Below are 20,705 nucleotides of genomic sequence, written 5' to 3' on the forward strand. Positions count from 1 at the left end.
TAAAATCCTACCCTTCATCCGTTATATCATCACGGTCATTTAAGCGTGCAGCCACTGTCTCTGGCTGTACTGCGGAAAGAATAACATGATCACTATCCATTACAATCACGGCACGTGTGCGCCGTCCATAGGTAGCATCAATCAACGAGCCTCTATCTCGGGCATCTTGTATAATTCGTTTAATTGGCGCGGATTCTGGACTTACAATCGAAATAATTCTATTAGCCGATACAATATTGCCAAATCCAATATTAATAAGCTTAATTCCCATGATGTTCCCCCACTCATCATTTTTGTATTTTGCCCCTGTACATAGCTTCCTAAACTCTATTCGATATTTTGAACCTGTTCTTTTACCTTTTCAAGCAAACTCTTCATTTCGACGACCTCCATGGCTATCTTTGAATCATTCGCCTTTGAGCCAATTGTATTAATTTCTCGGTTCATTTCTTGAACTAAAAAGTCTAGCTTTCTGCCAATCGGTTCTGTAAGTTGAAGAATGGTAAGGAATTGTTTGATATGACTTTCTAGCCTCGTCAATTCTTCATTTATATCTGCCTTGTCAGCAAAAATGGCTACTTCAGTCAAAATACGAGTTTCCTCTAATTGACCACCTACGAATTCGTCCATTTTCTTCGTAAGCCTATCGCGGAATTGCTCAACCACAATAGGGGCAAATTGCCTAACTTTATGGGATCGTGCTTGAAGACGTTCAATATTTCCTTTCACATCCAATTCAAGAGCTTTCCCTTCACGAATTCGCATTTGCACAAGTTCGTCAATAGCTAATGATAGTGCTTTTAATACCAGGCTTTCAAGAAATTCGTTTTCTGTATTTTTCTCTTCAATTTGGATAAGCTCAGGTCTATTTACCAATTCACCCAGCGTTACCTCACCCGAAAGACCGTATTTATCTTTAACTTCAGTTATGTAGCGGAAATATTGATCGAGGAGCTCCCAGTCTATCTTTACACCTCGGTTGATAGCTGCTTGGCCATCAAGCGTTACATAGACCTCAACTCTTCCTCTCTTAATATGGGTGGCGAGGCTCTTTTTTAAGTTGGCTTCAATCTTTAAAAGTTGGTTTGGCATCCGAATATGGAACTCACAAAAGCGATGGTTGACACTTTTAATCTCTACTGTCACTCCAAGCTGCTCTGTTTCCACCGTACCTCGACCAAAGCCGGTCATGCTTACGACCATCCAGAACACATCCATTCTCTTAGAGTCGTTTCATCTTAAATCAGTTTTCTTTTATGTATAACCCTTCTAGGCAAAAAAGAAAGGCAATAGAGGGTATCTCTATTACCTTACGGATTATATCATATTCTTCTTTGTTTTACTTGCTAAAAATGAACCAGCTAGTAAAAAAGTCGGTAAAGATGCCATTCCGATAATCAGCAACCAATCCATTGGGATAATCGAGACTGTATGGAAAATTGGCTGAAGTGGCGGGTAGTAGATGACCCCGAGCACAAGAACCAAGGACGAAATAACTGCCCAAACAAGATATTTATTCCCAAATGGATTACGAGCAAAGATTGACTTTTCACTTCGGCAATCAAATACGTGAATTAACTGTGCTAAAACAAGTGTTGCAAAGGCAATGGTTTGTGCATAGGCCAAATCATCTGGGTTTCGGTAATAGATTGTCATAAATGCAATCAGAGTAGCCAAACCAATTAGGAAGCCGCGAGAAATGACTTTCCATCCTAACCCTCTTGCAAACACTCCTTCTTTCGGATGACGAGGTCCTCGTTTCATAACATCATCCTCTGGTTGATCTAATCCGAGGGCCATGGCTGGTAAACCGTCTGTCACAAGGTTCACCCAAAGAATTTGAATCGGAACGAGTGGCAAAGGCAATGCAAGAAGCATCGCAAACAACATGACGAGAATTTCACCGACGTTCGAAGCAAGAAGATAACGGATGAACTTTCTAATATTCTCATAGATATTTCTACCTTCTTTAATCGCAGCCTTAATCGTCGCAAAGTTATCGTCAAGTAAAACAAGTGAGGAAGCTTCTTTGGCAACATCGGTTCCGGTAATTCCCATGGCTACACCAATGTCCGCCGCCTTAATCGCTGGCGCATCGTTTACGCCATCCCCTGTCATCGCCACAACATGTCCTTTATTTTGTAAGGCTTTAACAATCTTCAATTTGTGCTCAGGTGATACACGTGCAAATACCGATACTTCCTCAACAACCTCTTCTAGTTCTTCCACGGATAAGCTCGATAATGTAGCTCCATCCATCACACGGCTCCCTTTTGTAAGAATGCCAAGCTCAGTTGCAATTGCTTTAGCTGTTATAAGATGGTCGCCTGTGATCATCACCGTTTTTATTCCTGCATCGCGGCATTCCTTAACGGCAGTCTTCACTTCAGGTCTAGGTGGATCAATCATTCCTTGTAGACCAATGAAGGTTAAATCTCGTTCTGCTTCCTTCTCGCTTAGCACCACTGTATTAGCAGGTAATGGTTTAAAGGCAATAGCAATGGTCCTTAAAGCCTTTTCGGCTAGACCGTCAATCGCACCCTGTACCTTCTCCGTCAGATCCCTGGTTAAATGTTGCTGCCTGTCATCCCATAGGATAGAGCGACTTAACCCAATCAATACATCTGGTGCACCCTTCGTTACAACAAACTGACGGCCGTTTCTATCTTTTACAACCATGCTCATCATTTTACGTTGAGAGTCAAATGGAAATTCATTCACAATTTCAAATTGATTCTTCAGTAATCCCGAACGTGTTAAGCCTGCTTTCATCGCTGCAACCAAAAGAGCACCTTCTGTAGGATCCCCATCTATGACATATTCTTTTTCTTTCTCAATAAGCTCCGCGTGATTACAAAGCATTCCAAATGTCAGGAGCTGTTGAAGTGGTTTAACTGAGTTAGGGTTGACGGTTCTTTCATCGGAGTAAAATTCCCCTCGAGGATTATACCCAACACCATCAATCGTCCACGTTTTTCCGCCACTCCAAGCATGGGTAACGGTCATTTTATTTTGTGTTAACGTCCCTGTTTTGTCTGAACATATAACAGAAGCACACCCTAATGTTTCGACAGCCGGTAGCTTACGGACAATTGCTTTTTGCTTAATCATTCTTTGTACACCTAGAGATAAAGCAACGGTTACGATGGCTGGTAGCCCTTCTGGAATAGCTGCGACTGCAAGCGATACCCCAGCGAGGAACATTGTATATAAATCATGCCCCTGTAAGACCCCCACACCCACAACAAGAACGGTGAGGAACAAAGCAACCGTAATCAGAATCTTTCCTAACTGTTCAAGTCTACGTTGAAGTGGCGTTTCCATCGTTTCTGCTGATTGAAGCAAACCAGCAATTTGACCCATGGCTGTTTTCATCCCTGTGCCGACAACTACACCGACACCATTTCCTCTAGTAACGAGTGTTCCCATAAAGGCCATGTTTTCCATATCCCCAATACCAGGGTTTGGAATCGTTAGGGTATCAGTATATTTTGACACCGGGACTGATTCACCAGTTAAGGCAGATTCCTCAATCTCCAAACTATTTGCTTCAATCAACCTTACATCGGCCCCAATTCGGTCACCCGAGGAGAATTTTATGATATCCCCTGGGACAACCTCTTTAGAGAGTACTTTTACCCAACTTCCATTTCTTAACACCATCACTTGTGGAGCAGATAGCTCCTTGAGCGCATCAAGTGATTTTTCTGCTTTCCGCTCCTGGAAGAAGCCAAGGAACGCATTGATAACCACGATTGCAATAATGGCAATCGCATCGACCATTTCTCCAAGAAGACCAGAAATCAAAGTGGCTCCAAGTAAAACTAAAACCATAAAATCTTTAAATTGATTAAAGAACAGAAGTAATGCGGACGGTTTTTCGCCTTCCTCTAATGCATTAAGCCCGTGCTGCTTTTGCCTATTGCTTACTTCCTTTTCTGCAAGCCCTTCTGTAAAATCAGTGTTTAGGACTTCTGCAATTTCTTTCTTATTCATTTCATGGAACTTCATCGGGCCAACTCACTTCCCCTTTCAGCGACTGTTCATATCTGTCGTAATCTATAGTGAAAGCTTATTCAGCCCTGTCCAAAAAAATGCTATTATGATAGAGAAGAAAATGAAAAGGATGTTTTGCCAATGTCATTTGACGGATTATTTACCAGAGCCGTGACGAACGAACTGTCCACCCTGTTAAAAGGTGGACGTGTAAATAAAATACACCAACCATTCAAAAATGAAATTATCATGGTCATTCGAGCAGGTGGAGTCAATCACAAAGTCCTCCTTTCCGCTCATCCTAGCTATGCGAGAGTACAGTTGACAAACGACCAATATGATAATCCAAGTGAGCCACCAATGTTTTGCATGTTGCTAAGAAAACATCTAGAAGGCTATATTATTGAGGATATTCATCAAGTAGGGCTCGATAGAATGATTGTGTTTGAAGTAAAAGGCCGAAATGAAATTGGGGACCTTTCTTATAAACAACTCATCGTGGAAATTATGGGTCGACATAGCAATATCGTCCTTGTTGATAAAGGTAGGAATATGATTCTAGACAGCATTAAGCATGTTTCCTTTGCTATGAACACGCACCGGGCCATCCAACCTGGACAAGAGTACATCATGCCTCCTGCTCAGGATAAAAGAAATCCATTTGAGGTAGATGAGCAAGAAATTTTACGAACGATTGATTTTAATGCCGGGCTTTTAGACAAACAGCTTGTACAGCATTACGCCGGAATTTCTCCGCTAATGGCTAAGGAAATCTTATTTCACGCAGGGCTTGCCAATCGGACAACCCTCCCGAAGGCCTTCTTAGAATTAATGAGTGATGTAAAAAAGCATCACTATCAGCCTGCGATTACTACATTTAAAGGCAGGGAATCTTTTTACTTATTCCCTCTCAAGCATTTAAGTGAAGAATCCCGAGTTTTTGATTCAACTGGAGAGTTACTTGACCGGTACTATTTTGGAAAAGCAGAACGAGACCGCGTAAAACAACAATCCAATGACTTGGAGCGTTTTATTACAAACGAAAAAGAAAAAAACGAGAAAAAAATTAAAAAGCTTGAGCGTACATTAGTGGAGGCAAAAAATGCGGATCAGTACCAGTTGTTTGGAGAGTTACTAACTGCTAACCTTTACGCTACCGAAAAAGGAATGAAGGAAGTTAGTGTGTTAAATTATTATTCAGAGGACGGTTCTAACATAACCATTCCACTCGACCCAAGAAAAACGCCTTCAGAAAATGCCCAAAAATATTTCACTCGTTATCAAAAAGCCAAAAACGCCTTAAAAATTGTTGAAAAACAAATTCATCATGCCCGAGAAGAAGTAGCTTATTTTGAAGGCTTACAGCAACAAGTAGAAGCCGCATCCCCTAAAGACATCCAAGAAATTAGAGATGAATTGGTTGAGGGCGGATATATTAGGCAAAGACAAAAGCGTGGAAATAAGAAAAATCAAGTAATGAAAATAGTCCTTGAACGTTATACTTCTTCAGATGGAACCGAAATTCTTGTTGGAAAAAACAACAAGCAAAATGACTATTTAACAAACAAGGCTGCAGCTCGTGATGATATCTGGTTGCATACAAAAGACATTCCAGGATCACATGTCGTGATTCGTAGCAAGGAGCCTGCCGAAAAAACCATTCTTGAAGCCGCAACCATTGCTGCTTATTATAGTAAAGCACGTAGCTCTAGCTCTGTGCCGGTTGATTTCACTAAGGTACGGCATGTAAAAAAACCTTCGGGTGCTAAACCTGGATTTGTTATTTATGAGCAACAACAAACCGTTTATGTAACGCCAGATGAAGATCTTGTGCTGGCATTGAAGAAATAATACGGTAGAATTTTTGGGGTTCAAAGCACATTTTGGCACAAAAAGGACTTGGTTCTTACTTTTTAGAACCAAGTCTTTTTATTTTCTAGTTGGTGACTTTAGAGTATGGCAACCTTATTGTATAATCACGGACAAAAATTGCCTGCTTTATGCTAAAAATGTCCTTGAGAACGCTTGTCACGGACAAAAATTGCCTGCTTCATGCTAATAATGTCTTTGAGAACCCTTGTCATGGACAAATCTTTCCTACTTCATGCTAATAATGTCTTTGAGAACCCTTGTCATGAACAAATCTTTCCTGTTTCATGCTTGAAATGTCCTTGAGAACGCTTGTCAAAGACAAAAATTGCCTGCTTTATGCTAAAAATGTCCTTGAGAACGCTTTTCAAAGACAAATCTTTCCTGCTTCATGCTATAAATGTCTTTGAGAACCCTTGTCATAAACAAATCTTTCCTACTTCATGCTAATAATGTCCTTGAGGACAATACTCGCCTTCTTGATGGTCTCCTGTCCTTGAATAATTACTTCTTCTCTTCCACTAATCCCCACTCTGCTGGGTTCTTACGCCATGCTGCGAGGTTCGCTAAATCTTCTGCAGAAATTTCATCTCGTTCACGCGCTACTTCGGCTAGGGTTGTAAAGTTTGTTAATGAGAGAACTTCCACTCCAGCTTCATGAAGCAATTCTTTCCCTTTTTCTAGCTCATAGGTGAAAATAGCCACGGCTCCAAGAACCTCACAACCACTTTCACGGAGAGCTTCTACGGCATTAATAACACTACCTCCAGTAGAGATCAAATCCTCTACCACAACGACTTTTTGACCTGGTGTCACTTTTCCTTCAATTTGATTTCCTTTTCCATGTCCTTTTGCCTTGGAACGTACATAGCTCATAGGTAATTTCATTCGGTCACTCACCCATGCTGCATGTGGAATCCCAGCCGTAGCCGTCCCTGCAACAACTTCAGCATCAGGGAAGTGATTCTCAATTAGTCCCTGCAACCCTTCAGCAATTTTCCCGCGTACCTCTGGGTAGGAAAGGGTAAGGCGGTTATCACAATAAATTGGGGATTGCAGACCGGATGACCAGGTAAACGGATCATTTGGTTTTAATGTTACAGCTCCAATTTCTAATAGGCTGCTAGCAATCTCTTTTTTCATAATAAAACACCTTCCCATTCTTGTTTAATTGATAAATAGCTTTCTAAAGGGTGTTCGGCTTGAGTAATTGGTCGGCCTACGACGATTGCAGAAACTCCCTGCTCCCTCGCAAATTGTGGAGTTGCCACGCGTTTTTGGTCACCGATGCCATTTCCCCCTGGACGAATCCCAGGACTAACGGTTAAAAACCCTTTTCCAAAATGTGAACGAATCAATCCCGCTTCCTGAGCAGAGCAAACAACTCCATCTAGCCCCGCCTGTTTCGTAAGCTCCGCATAGTGCAGAACAGATTCCTGAAGTGAAACGGGTATTAATTGCTCACATTGCATTTGGTTTTCTGAAGTGCTAGTAAGCTGCGTGACTGCGATACAATACGGTCGCTTCACACCGGCTTTAATCCCACAATCAAGTCCCTCAAGAGCTGACTCCATCATTTCACGACCACCTGCAGCATGGACATTCACCATATCCACGCCAAGCCTAGCTAAACTTTTCATTCCGCCTTTTACAGTATTCGGAATATCATGAAGCTTCAAATCTAGGAAAATTTCATGACCAGCTTCTTTAATAAATTGCACAATGGCAGGACCCTCGGCGTAAAATAATTCCATTCCCACTTTTAAAAATAATTTTTCATCTTTAAAAGGCTTTAAGAAATCAACGACCTGCTGTTTTTCTGAAAAATCAAGCGCGATGATAAGCGGGTTGTTCATTCTTCTTCCAGCTCCTTCCTATACAATCTGAAATATGGTCATACCCTAGTTTTTCTAAAAGCGCTGGAAGCTCCTGAATGATGGTCGGACAAACAAAAGGATCTACAAAGTTCTGAGTTCCAACCGCGACTGCACTTGCTCCTGCATAAAAGAACTCAATGACATCCTCCGCTGATTGAATGCCGCCCATCCCGATAATCGGTATGTCCACCTGTTGGCTTACTTCATATATCATCCGCAGCGCGACCGGTTTTATAGCTGCTCCGGATAGCCCACCAGTGCGGTTAGAAAGAATCGGTTGTGCAGAATGAAGGTCAATTCTCATCCCTACTAGCGTATTGATCATGGTCAACCCATCAGCGCCGCCAGCTTCCACAGCCTTGGCAATTTTCACAATATCCGTCACATTCGGGGAAAGCTTTACATACACCGGTACATCTGAAACAGCTTTAACCTTTTTCGTTAAGTCCTTTGCCATTTCAGGATCAGTACCAAACGCAATTCCACCTGTTTTCACATTTGGACAAGAAATATTTAATTCAAGTGCATGCACATTCGGTGCTTTTGAAATTCTTTCTGCAACCCGAACATAATCTTCCTCCGTCGAGCCGGCAACATTAGCAATAATTGGTAAGTTAAATTTTTCTAACCATGGAAGTTCTTCTGTAACAACCTTTTCAAGACCAGGATTCTGCAAGCCAATTGCATTAAGCATTCCACCTGGTGTCTCTGCTACTCGTGGTGTTGGATTTCCAAAACGAGGTTCTGGTGTGGTTGCTTTGACCATAATCGAACCTAAAATATTTAAATCGAATAATTGACTATATTCTTTCCCAAATCCAAAGCAACCTGAGGCAGGCATTATTGGATTTTTCAATGATAAACCAGGTAGCTCGATTGATAATGACCTCAAATTGCCACCTCCCCAGCACGGAAGACAGGTCCGTCGCTGCAAACTTTTTTATAGGCATGACCATCTGGATCATCCTTCACATGACACACACAAGCGAAACATGCACCAATTCCGCAGCCCATTCGCTCTTCTAATGAAAGGTATACTTTTGGGGCATAAGAAGACGCCTCTATGGCTCTTAGCATCGGTGTTGGCCCACAAGAATAGAGGATATCCCCACCAATATTCTTGGTACTTAGAACATCTGTTACAAACCCTTTTGTTCCATACGAGCCGTCCACTGTTGCAATATAGGTCTCACTGAATTCAGCAAACTTAGACTCATAGAAAACAGCACTTTCATTTTGAAACCCAAGTATAGTAATGACCTTTATCCCTTTTTTCACAAGCTGTTTCGCTAATTCATAAAGCGGCGGAACTCCAATCCCTCCGCCAACTAGAATCGCGGTGCTGCCAACACTTGCCTCTTCAACGGGAAAACCGTTTCCTAGCGGTCCTAAAATATCAACGAACTCCCCCGGTTTTTTTTCAGCAAGAAGGGAGGTTCCCCTCCCCTGCTTACGATAAATAATCGTGAATTCACTCTTTTCTTTATGAATAGACGCGATTGAGATTGGTCTTCTAAGCATTGGATCAAGTCCACTTGAGACCTTTACATGCACGAATTGACCTGGCTTCATTTCCTCAACCATGGAACCTGATAAGGTAAGTTCATAGATGGAGTCAGCAATAGATTGATTGCTGACTACTTGGCAGAGTTCCTTTTTCATACTAAAACACCTTCATGACGGGATGTTGGATGGATCATAGCTCCTGCTGAGAAGGTCATTGATTCTAACACTCTTAAAATCGCCTCAGCCGTATCTAGCGAGGTTAAGCATGGTACACCATTTTCAACGGATTCACGGCGAATTTTGAAGCCGTCTCGTTCAGGCTGCTTCCCTCTCGTTAACGTATTGATAACAAGTTGTGCTTTTCCTCCGCGAATTTGGTCAATCAGATTGGGTCCTTCTGCACCAATTTTCCCTACAGTTTTCACTTTAACCCCGGCTGATTCTAGGTATCCAGCTGTACCGCTTGTCGCGACTAGCTGATAGCCGATATCTGCAAAGCGTTTCGCCAAAGATAACGCTTCTTCCTTATCTTTATCCGCAATGGTTAAAAGCACTGTGCCATATTCTTTAAACTTCATGCCAGCCGCAATCATCCCCTTATAAAGAGCCTTTTCGAGGGTGATGTCTTTTCCCATTACTTCTCCTGTAGATTTCATTTCAGGTCCTAAGGTAATATCCACTCTTCTTAGTTTTTCGAACGAAAACACAGGTACCTTAACATAGACTCCTTCTTGTTCAGGGACAAGACCTGTTTCATATCCTTGTTGCTTTAGCGTTTGACCTAAGATGACTTTGGTGGCAATGCTGGCCATTGGTACATGGGTAATCTTGCTCAAGAAAGGAACCGTTCTGCTTGAACGCGGATTTACTTCAAGAACAAATACTTCCCCTTTTGATACCACAAACTGAATGTTCAGGAGCCCGACAATATTCAATCCTTTTGCTAACCTTTTGGTGTATTCAATTAACTTAGTTTTTATTTCAGTTGTTAAACTTTGTGGTGGGTACACCGCGATGGAGTCCCCAGAGTGAACGCCCGCGCGCTCGATATGCTCCATGATTCCTGGAATGACCACTGTTTCTCCATCACAAATTGCATCAACTTCAATTTCTTTACCAGTTAAATAGCGGTCCACGAGAACAGGATGTTCAGGGTTCACTTTTACGGCATTTTCCATATAGTGAAGAAGCTCTTCTTCCTTATAAACAATTTCCATAGCACGACCACCTAACACATAGGATGGACGTACAAGAACTGGATAACCAATCTCTGTCGCAATCGAGACTGCCTGCTCTACAGACATCGCCGTTTTCCCCTTCGGTTGCGGGATAGCTAGCTCAAGCATTGCCTGCTCAAACTTATCACGGTTTTCGGCACGATCTACTGCTTCTAGTGATGTCCCTAAAATTTGTACCCCTAAGTCTGATAGACCCTCTGCAAGATTAATCGCAGTTTGTCCGCCAAACTGAACAACAACTCCCTTTGGCTGTTCGAGGTCGACAATGTTCATGACGTCCTCTACAGTCAATGGTTCAAAGTATAGCTTGTCAGAAATACTGAAATCCGTTGAAACGGTCTCTGGATTATTATTGATAATGATGGCTTCATAACCCGCTTCTTTGATTGCTTTTACACAATGGACCGTTGCGTAGTCAAACTCTACTCCTTGACCAATTCGAATTGGTCCTGACCCAAGAACAACTACACTTTCACGCTCTGTTTTAACCGACTCATTTTCCTCTTCATACGTGCTATAAAAATAAGGGGTTTGTGATTCAAACTCTGCCGCACACGTATCAACCATTTTAAACACTGGGATGATCCCTGCACCTTTTCTCCACTGGTATACCGTTTTTTCATCAGAACTCCATATAGAAGCAAGAGCCTTATCAGAGAAACCTAATTGTTTCGCTTTTCTTCCAATTTCAGCCTCAAATGGTTGCTGCTTCAACCTCTCTTCAAATTGGATCAATTTATTTAATTTATGAAGGAACCAGAAATCAATCTTGCTCCATACATGAATTGTTTCAATCGTTATGCCACGACGAAGGGCTTCACTGATGTAAAACAAGCGCTCGTCACCAGCTTTACGGATTCTTTTTTCAATTAATGCATCGTCAAAATCCTCATGATCCTTTAACTCAAAGTGGTAGATTCCTGCCTCGAGAGAGCGGATTGCTTTTAATAGCGATTCTTCAAATGTCCGCCCAATTGCCATTACTTCCCCTGTTGCTTTCATTTGCGTGCCAAGCTTTCGGTTCGCAGATTCAAACTTGTCAAACGGCCAGCGGGGAATTTTTGTCACGATATAATCAAGCGCCGGTTCAAAGCAAGCATAAGAACTTCCAGTCACAGGGTTAATCATTTCATCAAGTGTTAGCCCCACTGCAATTTTTGCTGCTAACTTCGCAATCGGATATCCAGTTGCCTTTGAAGCAAGCGCTGAGGAACGACTTACTCTCGGGTTTACTTCAATTACGTAATAGTTATAGCTATCTGGATCGAGTGCTAGCTGCACATTACAGCCGCCTTCAATCTTAAGTGCACGAATGATTTTTAAAGATGCATTACGTAGTAGTTGATATTCGCGGTCGCTTAGCGTCTGACTTGGCGCGACAACAATCGAGTCCCCTGTATGAATCCCAACCGGGTCAAAGTTTTCCATATTACATACGACAATCGCATTGTCATTTGCATCACGCATAACTTCATATTCGATTTCTTTAAATCCAGCAATACTCTTTTCGAGCAAGCATTGAGTAACCGGACTGTATTTCAACCCACTTGTTACGATTTCAATAAGTTCTTCCTCATTGCTACAGATTCCGCCTCCTGTACCACCAAGCGTATACGCTGGGCGTACAATTACTGGATAGCCTACTTGTTCTACAAATTGATGGGCCTCTTCAAGATTATGAATAATTTCACTCTCTGGGACTGGCTGTCCTAATTCATTCATCAGGTTACGGAATAGTTCGCGATCCTCAGCTTGCTCAATCGCTTCAAGTTTCGTACCTAGGATTTCAACTTCGCATTCTTCCAAGATCCCTGACTTCGCTAGTTCTACTGCCATATTCAACCCAGTTTGACCCCCAAGCGTTGGCAAAAGGGCATCTGGACGCTCTTTGCGAATAATGCGACTAACAAATTCCAGTGTAATGGGTTCGATATACACAACATCGGCAACTTCCGTGTCTGTCATAATCGTTGCTGGGTTTGAGTTTACTAGAATCACTTTGTAGCCTTCTTCTCTAAGGGCGATACAAGCTTGCGTTCCTGCATAATCAAATTCTGCTGCCTGACCAATGACAATTGGGCCAGACCCGATGACTAAAATACTTTTGACGTCTTTACGCTTTGGCATATTTTGTATCCTCCTGTTTCGCTGATTCTACTAAACTTAGAAACTCATCAAATAATTCATTTGCATCTTCTGGACCCGGTGAAGCCTCTGGATGGTATTGAACAGTAAACGCACTTGCTGATCTATGTTTAAGTCCTTCAATGGTTCCATCATTTAAGGCGATATGTGTGATTTCTAATTCCGTTCCAACAATCGAGCTTTCTTTAACTGTATACCCGTGGTTTTGTGAAGTTAAGGCAACTTTCCCTGTCTTTAAATCTTTTACCGGGTGGTTTGAACCGCGGTGTCCAAACTTCATTTTTTCTGTATCTGCTCCACAAGCTAAAGCAAATAGTTGGTGCCCTAGGCAAATCCCAAACATTGGGACTTTTCCGAGTACTCGCTCGACCATTTCAATTGCTTCCGGAACATCCTTTGGATCTCCAGGTCCGTTTGAAAGCATGATTCCATCTGGACTCAAAGCCAAAATTTCCTCTGCAGTTGTATGATAAGGAACAACGACCACATCACAGCCACGGTCATTCAATTCCCGGAGAATCCCATGCTTCATGCCAAAGTCAACCAAAACAATTCGATAACCTCTCCCAGGGCACGGAAAGGCACTCTTGGTTGAAACTTGCTTTACTTGGTCATTACGTAGCTTAGTTGCCCGTAATTTTTCAATGATTTCCAATGGATTTTCATCTCCGCTGCAGATGGCGCCTCTTAAGGTACCATGTTGACGAATGATTTTGGTTAACTTTCTCGTATCGACCCCTGCAATGCCAGGGATATTCTTCATTTTCATATATTCGTCAAGACTTAATTCACTTCTCCAGTTTGAAGGAAAGTCTGCTACTTCTTTTACAACAAAAGCAGCAAAAGCTGGATTAATTGATTCAAAGTCATCTCTGTTGATTCCATAGTTCCCAACTAGAGGATAGGTAAGCGTTACAATCTGCCCACAATAAGAAGGGTCGGAAAGGATTTCTTGATAACCTGTCATTCCGGTGTTAAATACCACTTCTCCCGTTACCTGTTTTTCACTTCCAAAGCCTTCCCCGTTAAATACTGTGCCATCTTCAAGAACTAACTGTCTCTTCATGCTGTTACCCCCTCTTTACTCCACACAATTTTTCCTGATGCAATCGTCAAGACTGGCCATCCCTTACAATTCCATCCTGCAAATGGTGTGTTTTTTCCTTTTGATAAAAATGTAGTCGGGTCAATCTTTTCTTCGTGAAGAAGGTCTAGTAGAACGATGTCGGCAACTCCACCAACAGCTAGTCTTCCATACGATAATCCAAACGCTTCAGCTGGTTTAACCGTTAAGAAATCAATTAATTGTTTTAGCGTCAAAATGCCTTTTTCAACCATTTCTGTATATAAAAGTGGAAAAGCTGTCTCAAGACCGACAATCCCAAATGGAGCTAACTCAATCCCTTCCGCCTTTTCCTCACTTGTGTGAGGGGCATGGTCAGTTGCGATGAAATCGATTGTTCCATCTAATAGGCCTTCAATTAAGGCTAAATGATCTTGCTTGCTTCGTAATGGAGGGTTCATTTTAAAATTAGCGTCATTTCCTGTAATATGTTCTTCATTAAGTAATAGATGATGCGGCGTAACCTCTGCTGTTACTCGAATGCCATGACGTTTCGCATCTCGAACCGTGCGAACCGATTCTTTTGTACTGATATGGCAAACATGGTAATGACAATCTGCTGCTTCAGCAAGTAGTACGTCCCGAGCAATATGTACGGCTTCGCATGCGGAAGGAATACCATTCATCCCTAATTCCGCTGATTTCTTTCCTTCATGGAGAGAACCTTGATTAATTAAAGTGTTATCTTCACAATGTGCCACGATGGCCATATCTAATGCTGCTGCTTTTTTCATCGCTTTAAGCATCATTCCAGCTTCTTGGATTCCTACACCATCATCGGTGAAAGCAAAAGCTCCTGCCTCTTTCAACCCTTCAAAATCGGTTAACTCCTGCCCTAATTCTCTAACTGTAATGGAAGCATAAGGTAAAACTCTTACTTCCGCCGTTTCTTTGATTCTCTCCTGAATTTTTTCAAGCTGTTCTTTTGAATCAGGTACAGGTCTAGTATTTGGCATTGCGGCAACGGTTGTGAACCCACCTCTTGCTGCTGCCTGTGTTCCTGTAGCAATTGTTTCCTTCTTTTCGCCACCTGGTTCACGAAGGTGTACATGAAGGTCTACAAAGCCTGGTGCAATGACTTTTCCGTTTGCATCAATGATTTCATCTGCAGGTCTTGTAATTTCGTCATGAATCTCTTTTATGATTCCATCCTCTATATAAAGCTCAGCTTTCATTAGTTCCCCTTCACTAGTTAGCAACTGACCATTTTTGATGATGATTGACATTTTCGACTCCCCCTTGAATGATTGATCTTTTTAATACTGCCATCCGAACATACACACCGTTTTTCATTTGTTGAAAGATGCGAGACCGCTCACACTCTACTAAACTATCGGCAATCTCAACTCCCCGATTGACTGGAGCAGGATGCATGATGATACTTCTAGGTTTCATTTTTCTTTCTCGGTTAAGCGTTAAGCCATAGGATTGGTGGTAATGACCAGAAAAATTGCTTCCACCGTCTTCGTGACGCTCATGTTGGATGCGTAATAACATCACAACATCTGCTGTTTCCATTGCCTCATCAACAGGCTGATAACGCCCATATTTCAGTAAATCCTCATCAAACCATTCTTCTGGTCCAGAAAATACTACTTCCGCTCCAAATCTTTGTAAAACATCAGCATTTGATCTTGCTACCCGGCTATGGCGAAGATCGCCGATGATAGCAACTTTTAGTCCACGAAAGTGTCCGAACTCTGTTTTTATCGTAAATAAATCTAGAAGCGATTGGGTTGGGTGATGTCCGCATCCATCTCCTGCATTAAGAATTGGAATCTTGATTTTCCCCACTAATTCATCAAAATAGTGGTTCTCATGATGTCGAATGACCACGGCATCAAGCCCAATCGCCTCTAATGTTCGCACAGTATCATAAAGGGTTTCGCCCTTCTGAACACTTGAAGTGCCGGTTTCAAAGGGTATCACATCTAAGCCTAGCTTTCTTTCAGCCATATAAAAACTGGACTTTGTACGAGTACTCGGCTCAAAGAATAAATTGGCTACAAATGTTTGTTTCTTTGGTTGCCATAACTCGCCTTCAGCAAATTTCTGTGCATCCTCTAGGATGTTACTGATTTCCTCAATGGTTAAGGCTGTCGTCGTTAACAAATGGTTCATATGTAAATCCCCCTTTGATTAAAAAACTGATCTCATTCCTTATTGCTTGTGACTAAGTTCCGCTCTCGGCACGCCCGCAGGAGCCTTCGTCCCTCCCACTCCAATCAACAATGCACCTTTACCATAGCCTTATAAAAAAACACCCTGAACAAGGTCAGGGTGTTTTAAGGTTTGTTAGCCATGTAAAAGACGCACTCTTCTACAATTGAATAGAGCTAACCTCATTTCCCACCCTTGCAAATCTCTCTGGACTTCATTAAAAGGTGATATATTTTTTATCCTATATTTTTTTCAAGACTCTCGTCGGTAACTTTTTCTCTTCCCGGTAACACAAGATTTAAAATGACGCCGATAATGGCTGCAAGTGCCATTCCTTCAATCGCAAACGCTTCGGTTACTTTTAGCGCGGCCCCACCAATTCCAATAACTAAGATAACAGATGAAATCACCAAGTTTCGGTTGTTCCCAAAATCGATGTTTTGCTCAACCAGCATCCGTAACCCACTAGAGGCAATAATCCCAAATAAAAGAATGGAAATTCCTCCAAGGACAGCTGTTGGGATGGTTTGAATCAGCGCCATCGCCTTACCCATAAAGGAGAAGAGAATCGCGATCACAGCTGCACCTAAGATGACATATACTGAATAAACCCGGGTAATCGCTAGAACACCAATATTTTCACCGTATGTTGTCTTTGGTGGTCCACCAATAAATGCGCTAATAAAGGTCCCTAACCCATCTGCTAAAATCGAACGGTGAAGCCCAGGGTCTTTGATATAATTTCGATTTACAATTCTTCCTAGTACTAATTGGTGACCAATATGTTCAGATATCGTTACAAACACAATTGGCACCATAGCTAGCAAAATCGTTGAGGTAACATTAAACTCATAATGGATGCCTGGAAATAAGAACTCTGGCATAGCAAACCATTTTGCATCTTTTACAGCAGTAAAATCGACAATTCCGACCAAACTCGAGTAAAGATATCCTACAATTAGTCCTAAAAGAACAGGCATGGCACTTAAAATGTTTTTAAAATATACGGTAAAGATAATGGCTGCGAATAAGGTAACAAGCGCTGCGGAAAAATGTAAGAAGTTATATTCCCCGTTTACATTCATGGCCATGTCAACAGCTGTTCCAGCTAGGCCTAAACCAATAACCATGATGACTGGTGCAACAACGATTGGTGGTAAAAGTCTCATTAACCATTTATAACCTGCTTTCCAAATGATTAACGAAACGATTGCATACGTGATTCCTACTGCAATTGCCCCAATCATTGCATTTCCAGGATTTTCTCCCCCATTTGATGCAATGATAATCGGTGCGATAAAGGCAAAGGATGATCCGAGATAGGCTGGTACCTTAAATTGGGTAATTAGGAGAAAAATGATCGTGGCAATCCCGCTTGTTAATAGCGCAATCGCAGGACTTAATCCGACCAATTTTGGTACTAGTATCGTAGCCCCAAACATAGCAAACATATGCTGAAAGCTTAAGGTGATCCATTGTGGGATCGTTGGTTTATCCTGAATATCTAAAACTGGTCTCGTCATTGGTTTCACATCTCCTTAGTGTAGTAAAAGACCCTCTTTGGATACACAAAGAGGGTTAAGGAAATTGTAAAATGGTTATTTTACTATATCCCCTTACAAGCCTCTCTGGACTTTCTTAAAAGGTATCACTTTTCATGAATACTGACTCTGTCATTTTGATCGACCTCTGTTAACTCAACAACAATCTTTTCTGAGCTTGAAGTTGGGATGTTTTTCCCTACATAATCTGCCCTAACTGGCAATTCGCGATGTCCACGGTCTACTAACACTGCTAACTGCACCGAGGAAGGTCTACCAATGTCTACTAGTGCATCTAGTGCTGCCCTAACCGTTCTCCCTGTATAAAGAACGTCATCGACCAAAATAACTTTTTGATTCGTTATTACATATGGGATATCGGACCCCTTTACTAGAGGTTCTTGATTAGCAGTTTTCGTCGTCAAATCATCACGATAAAGGGTGATGTCTAACTCCCCTACTGCAATTTTCTTGCCTTCTATTTGTTGAATTCGCTCAGCCAAGCGATTTGCTAGATAAATTCCTCTAGTGCGAATTCCTACTAATATACAGCCTTCAATTCCTTTATTTCTCTCAATAATTTCATGCGCAATTCTTGTTAAGGCTCTGCGAATTGCTTGTTCATCCAGAACTACTGCTTTTTGTGACAAATCACTACGCCCCTTTCAACCTTTTGTTAGAATTTTTATAACGTTCTAAAACAAAAAATCCTCTCACCTAAGGTGAGAGGATAGACGAATGCATTAAATGTGCAAGCGGGTTCTACCCAGCTTACGATCCGTTCCTTCTCAGCCTCACGGGACTGTCTTTAAAGGTCTTATTCAACTAAGCTAATCTTATTAGAAGCTCTACTAATTGTCAACGATTATTTCTCAAATCATCAAGCAGCTTCTCAAAGTATTCCGGTAACGGAGCTTCAAATTCCAGGTATTGTCCAGTTCGGGGATGCTCAAATCCTAAGATTCCAGCATGAAGAGCCTGTCCACCAAGATCAAGCGTCTTCCTTGGTCCATATTTCGGATCGCCAACAAGTGGGTATCCAATATATTTCATATGGACACGAATTTGATGAGTTCTCCCAGTCTCAAGCTTACATTCAATAAATGTAAAATCTTTAAACCGTTCAAGAACATTAAAATGAGTAACCGCATGCTTCCCATTATCAACAACGGCCATGCTCTGCCTATCTTTTTGGTCTCTTCCTAAAGGTGCCTCAATGGTGCCATAATCATGCGGGATAACGCCATGAACAATGGCACGATACTTACGCGTTACTGTTTTTGCAACAAGTTGATTCACAAGGCTTTCGTGTGCCAAATCGTTTTTTGCAACCATTAATAGCCCTGATGTATCCATATCAATCCGATGGACAATTCCAGGTCTTAACACACCGTTTATACCCGATAAATCCTTGCAATGAGCCATTAAGCCATTTACAAGTGTACCCGTAAGATGTCCCGGCGCAGGATGAACAACCATACCCTTAGGTTTATTCACCACTAAAACATCTGCATCTTCATAATAAATATCGAGATCCATTTCTTCTGGGATTACATTCAGTTCTTCGGGTTCAGGAATCTCGATTCCAATAACATCGTTTAAACTACATTTATAATTTGGTTTTACAGGCTTGCCGTTTACGAGCACTAAGCCATCCTTTATCCATTGCTGAACCTGACTGCGAGACCATTCTGCGTTCTTTGTCGACACAGCTTTATCTATCCGGTCCCCTACCAAACTTTCCTCAATGATTATTTCTAGTTTTTCCATCTTGGTTCTTTTTCGCCTCTCTCTCTTCCCTTAGCATATGAAGCATGACCAATCCAACGCCGATTACCAGAGCAGAGTCAGCGACATTGAAAATCGGGAAATCATATGTGAAAATATACGTATTCACAAAATCAACCACTTCTTTTCGGAAGACACGGTCGATAAAGTTTCCCATTGCCCCACCCAGCATAAGGGCTATCGAAATTCCAAATAATTTGTTGTGCTTGGCTTCTCTTTCAAGGTAATAGACAAGGCCTATCATAACAACGACAGTAATGATATAGAAAAACCACATCTGTCCTTGTAAAATTCCCCAAGCAGCACCACGATTGCGATGAGATGTAATGTACAGAAAATTTTCGATTACTTGGATACTTTCACCCAGCTTCATATAATGCACAACCATCCACTTTGTCAGCTGGTCCAATAATATGATCAATAAAGCGATTATGTAATAAAACACAAAAGTAACCTCCAACTTAAAAATGGATTACTTTTGCATTTTAGCACAACGCGCGTAAAAACTACAGTGATACTTTTCTTGATACTATGAATAGAGCGGTTTTCGGAGGTAAGCCTCCATCATTTTAATATCTTCTTCAGTCCTTGCCGTCGGAACCATTCCAATTAGTCCATCAGGGAGTAACTCCCCAGACATTTCACATCGTCCAAAATCTCCAGCTTCCATCTTCGCTAACGCTCGTTCTACATCATCAAGCTCCGCTTTAATATAGAGAAGGATTTGGCTGTTTTTATCAGCGTTTTGTAAACGATTCAGCAGTTCCTCCTTCGTGCGACGGAGCTCTTCATAGATAAAATGATATCGCTTCATATATATCACTGCCTCCGTTCCTGTTTACAAGCTATTATTACCCGTTCTATTCCAATGACTCGGATAAACTTTTGACAAGCAGAACAAGAATTGTCGGAGAAGGAAAATTTTAAAAACTAACAATATCCCGTATTAATATAATAATTCCGGTGTAGCCTCTTTTTTCCGACGTTTTAATACTCTTTTTATTAATATAGTAAGCACAATTGGGGTATCTGTGATAGAAGATTTTTCCCATAAAGGAATTGAAAGATCCAAATTGACCGTCTCAATGATTTTATTTGCTGTTTGGGCACATTAAACCCTTCTATGTGACCGGTTCAAAGATTCCCTTTACTGTTTGGGCACTTTGAACCCTTCTATGTGACCGGTTCGATGATTTCATTTGCTGTTTGGGCACATTGGACCCTTCTATGTGACCGGTTCAAGGATTTTCTTTACTGTTTGGGCACATTGAAGCCTTCTAAGTGACCGGTTCGATGATTTCATTTGCTGTTTGGGCACTTTGAACTCTTCTATGTGACCGGTTGGATGATTTCATTTGCTGTTTGGGCACGTTGAGCTCTTCTATGTGACCGGTTCGATGATTTCATTTGTTGTTTAGTCACATTGGACTCTTCTAAGTGACCGGTTCAATGATTTCATTTG

17 protein-coding genes are annotated in these 20,705 nt (G+C 41.6%); 1 reads left to right on the plus strand and 16 read right to left on the minus strand.

Annotated elements, in window-relative coordinates; translation table 11 throughout:
• Positions 1-7: 7 nt before the first annotated feature.
• The 3 genes from remA to H0185_RS12630 all read right to left on the minus strand — a co-directional run bounded on the left by remA (position 8) and on the right by H0185_RS12630 (position 4,011).
• A complete protein-coding gene (gene remA, locus H0185_RS12620; RefSeq protein WP_221873856.1) occupies positions 8-271 on the minus strand; it encodes an extracellular matrix/biofilm regulator RemA in 264 nt (87 codons plus the stop codon).
• Between the two features lie 56 nt (positions 272-327).
• Positions 328-1,203: a YicC/YloC family endoribonuclease gene (locus H0185_RS12625; RefSeq protein WP_221873857.1), complete on the minus strand. Its 876-nt coding sequence runs from the start codon at positions 1,201-1,203 to the stop codon at positions 328-330.
• A gap of 114 nt (positions 1,204-1,317) precedes the next feature.
• Positions 1,318-4,011 carry a calcium-translocating P-type ATPase, SERCA-type gene (locus H0185_RS12630; RefSeq protein ID WP_221873858.1) on the minus strand — a complete coding sequence of 898 codons (2,694 nt, stop codon included), beginning with the start codon at positions 4,009-4,011 and terminating at the stop codon, positions 1,318-1,320.
• A 126-nt stretch (positions 4,012-4,137) separates the two neighbouring features.
• Here H0185_RS12630 and H0185_RS12635 point away from each other — a divergent pair, with 126 nt between their 5' ends.
• Entirely contained in the window at positions 4,138-5,847 is a 1,710-nt protein-coding gene (locus tag H0185_RS12635) for an Rqc2 family fibronectin-binding protein (protein WP_221873859.1), read from the plus strand.
• Positions 5,848-6,369: 522 nt separating this feature from the next.
• Here H0185_RS12635 and pyrE read toward each other — a convergent pair.
• The 13 genes from pyrE to H0185_RS12700 all read right to left on the minus strand — a co-directional run bounded on the left by pyrE (position 6,370) and on the right by H0185_RS12700 (position 20,057).
• Positions 6,370-7,008, minus strand: a complete 639-nt coding sequence (pyrE, locus tag H0185_RS12640) for an orotate phosphoribosyltransferase (protein WP_221873860.1) — start codon at positions 7,006-7,008, stop codon at positions 6,370-6,372.
• On the minus strand, positions 7,005-7,721 hold the full coding sequence (gene pyrF, locus H0185_RS12645) for an orotidine-5'-phosphate decarboxylase (RefSeq protein WP_221873861.1): 717 nt from the start codon (positions 7,719-7,721) through the stop codon (positions 7,005-7,007). The genes pyrE and pyrF overlap by 4 nt, the downstream gene beginning before the upstream one ends.
• Positions 7,693-8,634, minus strand: coding sequence for a dihydroorotate dehydrogenase (locus H0185_RS12650; protein WP_221873862.1), 942 nt, complete (start codon positions 8,632-8,634; stop codon positions 7,693-7,695). The genes pyrF and H0185_RS12650 overlap by 29 nt, the downstream gene beginning before the upstream one ends.
• On the minus strand, positions 8,631-9,404 hold the full coding sequence (locus H0185_RS12655) for a dihydroorotate dehydrogenase electron transfer subunit (protein ID WP_221873863.1): 774 nt from the start codon (positions 9,402-9,404) through the stop codon (positions 8,631-8,633). The genes H0185_RS12650 and H0185_RS12655 overlap by 4 nt, the downstream gene beginning before the upstream one ends.
• Entirely contained in the window at positions 9,401-12,613 is a 3,213-nt protein-coding gene (carB, locus tag H0185_RS12660; protein ID WP_221873864.1) for a carbamoyl-phosphate synthase large subunit, read from the minus strand. The genes H0185_RS12655 and carB overlap by 4 nt, the downstream gene beginning before the upstream one ends.
• Positions 12,600-13,697: a carbamoyl phosphate synthase small subunit gene (locus tag H0185_RS12665; protein WP_221873865.1), complete on the minus strand. Its 1,098-nt coding sequence runs from the start codon at positions 13,695-13,697 to the stop codon at positions 12,600-12,602. The genes carB and H0185_RS12665 overlap by 14 nt, the downstream gene beginning before the upstream one ends.
• Positions 13,694-14,980 carry a dihydroorotase gene (locus H0185_RS12670; protein WP_221873866.1) on the minus strand — a complete coding sequence of 429 codons (1,287 nt, stop codon included), beginning with the start codon at positions 14,978-14,980 and terminating at the stop codon, positions 13,694-13,696. The genes H0185_RS12665 and H0185_RS12670 overlap by 4 nt, the downstream gene beginning before the upstream one ends.
• On the minus strand, positions 14,943-15,875 hold the full coding sequence (locus H0185_RS12675) for an aspartate carbamoyltransferase catalytic subunit (RefSeq protein ID WP_221873867.1): 933 nt from the start codon (positions 15,873-15,875) through the stop codon (positions 14,943-14,945). The genes H0185_RS12670 and H0185_RS12675 overlap by 38 nt, the downstream gene beginning before the upstream one ends.
• Before the next feature lie 275 nt (positions 15,876-16,150).
• Positions 16,151-17,437 carry a uracil-xanthine permease family protein gene (locus H0185_RS12680; RefSeq protein ID WP_221873868.1) on the minus strand — a complete coding sequence of 429 codons (1,287 nt, stop codon included), beginning with the start codon at positions 17,435-17,437 and terminating at the stop codon, positions 16,151-16,153.
• 125 nt (positions 17,438-17,562) lie between these two features.
• Entirely contained in the window at positions 17,563-18,105 is a 543-nt protein-coding gene (gene pyrR / locus H0185_RS12685) for a bifunctional pyr operon transcriptional regulator/uracil phosphoribosyltransferase PyrR (protein WP_221873869.1), read from the minus strand.
• 208 nt (positions 18,106-18,313) lie between these two features.
• Positions 18,314-19,225: an RluA family pseudouridine synthase gene (locus tag H0185_RS12690; protein WP_221873870.1), complete on the minus strand. Its 912-nt coding sequence runs from the start codon at positions 19,223-19,225 to the stop codon at positions 18,314-18,316.
• Positions 19,200-19,688: a signal peptidase II gene (gene lspA / locus H0185_RS12695; RefSeq protein WP_221873871.1), complete on the minus strand. Its 489-nt coding sequence runs from the start codon at positions 19,686-19,688 to the stop codon at positions 19,200-19,202. Before lspA ends, H0185_RS12690 begins: the two co-directional genes overlap by 26 nt.
• 84 nt (positions 19,689-19,772) lie before the next feature.
• Positions 19,773-20,057, minus strand: coding sequence for a hypothetical protein (locus H0185_RS12700; protein ID WP_221873872.1), 285 nt, complete (start codon positions 20,055-20,057; stop codon positions 19,773-19,775).
• Between the last annotated feature and the right edge of the window lie 648 nt (positions 20,058-20,705).

Source organism: Mesobacillus maritimus (assembly GCF_019749255.1).
Taxonomy (GTDB): domain Bacteria; phylum Bacillota; class Bacilli; order Bacillales; family Cytobacillaceae; genus Mesobacillus_B; species Mesobacillus_B maritimus_A.

What these genes read in the sequence shown, in the direction of transcription:
- remA (WP_221873856.1), bottom strand. Translation starts at nt 271, where the DNA reads ATGGGAATTAAGCTTATTAATATTGGATTTGGCAATATTGTATCGGCT.
- H0185_RS12625 (WP_221873857.1), bottom strand. Translation starts at nt 1,203, where the DNA reads ATGGTCGTAAGCATGACCGGCTTTGGTCGAGGTACGGTGGAAACAGAG.
- H0185_RS12630 (WP_221873858.1), bottom strand. Translation starts at nt 4,011, where the DNA reads ATGAAGTTCCATGAAATGAATAAGAAAGAAATTGCAGAAGTCCTAAAC.
- H0185_RS12635 (WP_221873859.1), top strand. Translation starts at nt 4,138, where the DNA reads ATGTCATTTGACGGATTATTTACCAGAGCCGTGACGAACGAACTGTCC.
- pyrE (WP_221873860.1), bottom strand. Translation starts at nt 7,008, where the DNA reads ATGAAAAAAGAGATTGCTAGCAGCCTATTAGAAATTGGAGCTGTAACA.
- pyrF (WP_221873861.1), bottom strand. Translation starts at nt 7,721, where the DNA reads ATGAACAACCCGCTTATCATCGCGCTTGATTTTTCAGAAAAACAGCAG.
- H0185_RS12655 (WP_221873863.1), bottom strand. Translation starts at nt 9,404, where the DNA reads ATGAAAAAGGAACTCTGCCAAGTAGTCAGCAATCAATCTATTGCTGAC.
- carB (WP_221873864.1), bottom strand. Translation starts at nt 12,613, where the DNA reads ATGCCAAAGCGTAAAGACGTCAAAAGTATTTTAGTCATCGGGTCTGGC.
- H0185_RS12665 (WP_221873865.1), bottom strand. Translation starts at nt 13,697, where the DNA reads ATGAAGAGACAGTTAGTTCTTGAAGATGGCACAGTATTTAACGGGGAA.
- H0185_RS12670 (WP_221873866.1), bottom strand. Translation starts at nt 14,980, where the DNA reads ATGTCAATCATCATCAAAAATGGTCAGTTGCTAACTAGTGAAGGGGAA.
- H0185_RS12675 (WP_221873867.1), bottom strand. Translation starts at nt 15,875, where the DNA reads ATGAACCATTTGTTAACGACGACAGCCTTAACCATTGAGGAAATCAGT.
- H0185_RS12680 (WP_221873868.1), bottom strand. Translation starts at nt 17,437, where the DNA reads ATGACGAGACCAGTTTTAGATATTCAGGATAAACCAACGATCCCACAA.
- H0185_RS12690 (WP_221873870.1), bottom strand. Translation starts at nt 19,225, where the DNA reads ATGGAAAAACTAGAAATAATCATTGAGGAAAGTTTGGTAGGGGACCGG.
- H0185_RS12700 (WP_221873872.1), bottom strand. Translation starts at nt 20,057, where the DNA reads ATGAAGCGATATCATTTTATCTATGAAGAGCTCCGTCGCACGAAGGAG.